Genomic DNA, 1,491 nt, shown 5'->3' with positions numbered 1-1,491 from the left:
TCCCCGCCCTGCAGCGACTTCTTCTGCTTGGCCGGCCCGGCACCCTGGTTCGCCCGCAGGTACGCGGGCAGCCGGTCGCGCAGTTCCTGGGGAGTGCGCGCGAACCCGGACTTCGGAGTTTCGCCAGTGCTGGTGGTGGACGTGCGGTCGCCGTCGGACCGGGGTTGGCCGGGCTGCCTGTTGCTGGGCCCCTCCCCGTTGTCCCGGCCGCTGTGGGCGGACGGGGTGAGCGTCTGCAGCTCGTGCTCTTCCTCTCTGGGGCCGGAGGGCGAGAGCTGGTCCCTGGTGCGCGACGGCCCGCGGCCGGGCGGTTTGGGTCGCGGCGGGACCGGCGGGTCGTCCGGCCGCGGCGCCCGTGCGGGCGTATGCAGCGAGTCGTACGGGCCCTCGCTGACGCTCGACGGCAGGTCGTCGAGGGTGAACTGCTGCCTGTCGGGGGTGTGTTCGGCGCCGAGGGGGTGGTCGATGACGTTCCCCGCCTGGTCCAGCAGCGCGTCGAGCTTGGCCACGTTTCCCCGGGTCAGCGAGAAGGTGCGCCGGCCAGGCGGGCCCATGATCCCGTCCTCGTCGGGGTGGCCGAACATCAGGCTCTTGTCCCGGTAGCCCTCGCCGAGCCCCCAGAAGTGGAACAGCTCGTGGAGGAGGTCCTTCACGTCACCCCGGGCGTCCCACTGGACCTGATCGGTCTTCCGGGTCTCGCTGGGGCGTGACGAGTCGAAGATGTCGACCGGCACGCTCTTGGACGGGTCGCGGTCCCAGTTCCGCGCCCCTTCCTCGGCTGCCTTCGCGTCGATCCTGAAGTGGAGCTGGTCGCCGTTGCGGAGCCGGTGGTTCTCGTTGAAGTTGAAGTGCCGGTCGAGCCTGTCCTGCAACCGGCTTGCCAGGGCGAAGCGGTCGTCCCTGCTGACGGAACCGTTGCCGGAGAGCAGGTCCAGCGGGACGGTCAGCTCCGTGACCCACTTGCCGGGCTCGACCTCGAACCGCCGCCGGTCGAAGCGGATCCGGCCGCCGAGGCGGCCGTTCGCCGGGCTGGGATCCTTGAGCGGGTCGAACCGCTCGGCCCGATACCGGGTGGGCGGCGCGCCGTCGCGGCGCTGCCGCCAGGCCCGGGAGTACGAGGGGACGACCTGGTGGGGAATACCGTTCGCGGCGGCGTGCCCGGTTCCCGCGTCGCGGGCCATACCGGGCGCGTCCGCGGCGAGGGCCGCGGCGACGACGGCGGCCGCGGCGTCCTGCGGAGTGACCGCGCCGTCCGGGCGCTTCCGGTTGCCGGGACGGTCGGTCTGGCCGTCCTGGCGGGTGGCCTCGGCGTGGGCCGGGGTTTGGCCGGGCTGGCGCTGGGTGTCGCGAGTGGACTGTGTGTCGCGAACCGTTTCGCGAGTGCCCTGGCCGTCCCGGGGGTTGGGCTGTTGGTGGGTGGCCGGGGTGTCGGACCGGCCGCCGCTCGTGGCGGTGTCGGACCGGCCCGGCGCCGGGCGAGCGGTGTCCGTC

1 protein-coding gene is annotated in these 1,491 nt (G+C 73.4%); it reads right to left on the bottom strand.

What is annotated here, in order from left to right; genetic code table 11:
• Positions 1 to 1,491, bottom strand: a 1,491-nt coding sequence (locus tag FNH05_RS38690) for a hypothetical protein (protein ID WP_186382944.1), incomplete at both ends; no start/stop codon positions are given.

The organism is Amycolatopsis rhizosphaerae (genome assembly GCF_007713715.1).
Taxonomy (GTDB): Bacteria; Actinomycetota; Actinomycetes; order Mycobacteriales; family Pseudonocardiaceae; genus Amycolatopsis_E; species Amycolatopsis_E rhizosphaerae.
Note: the sequence above shows the minus strand (reverse complement) of the source record. Positions and strands in the feature narration are given on the sequence as shown.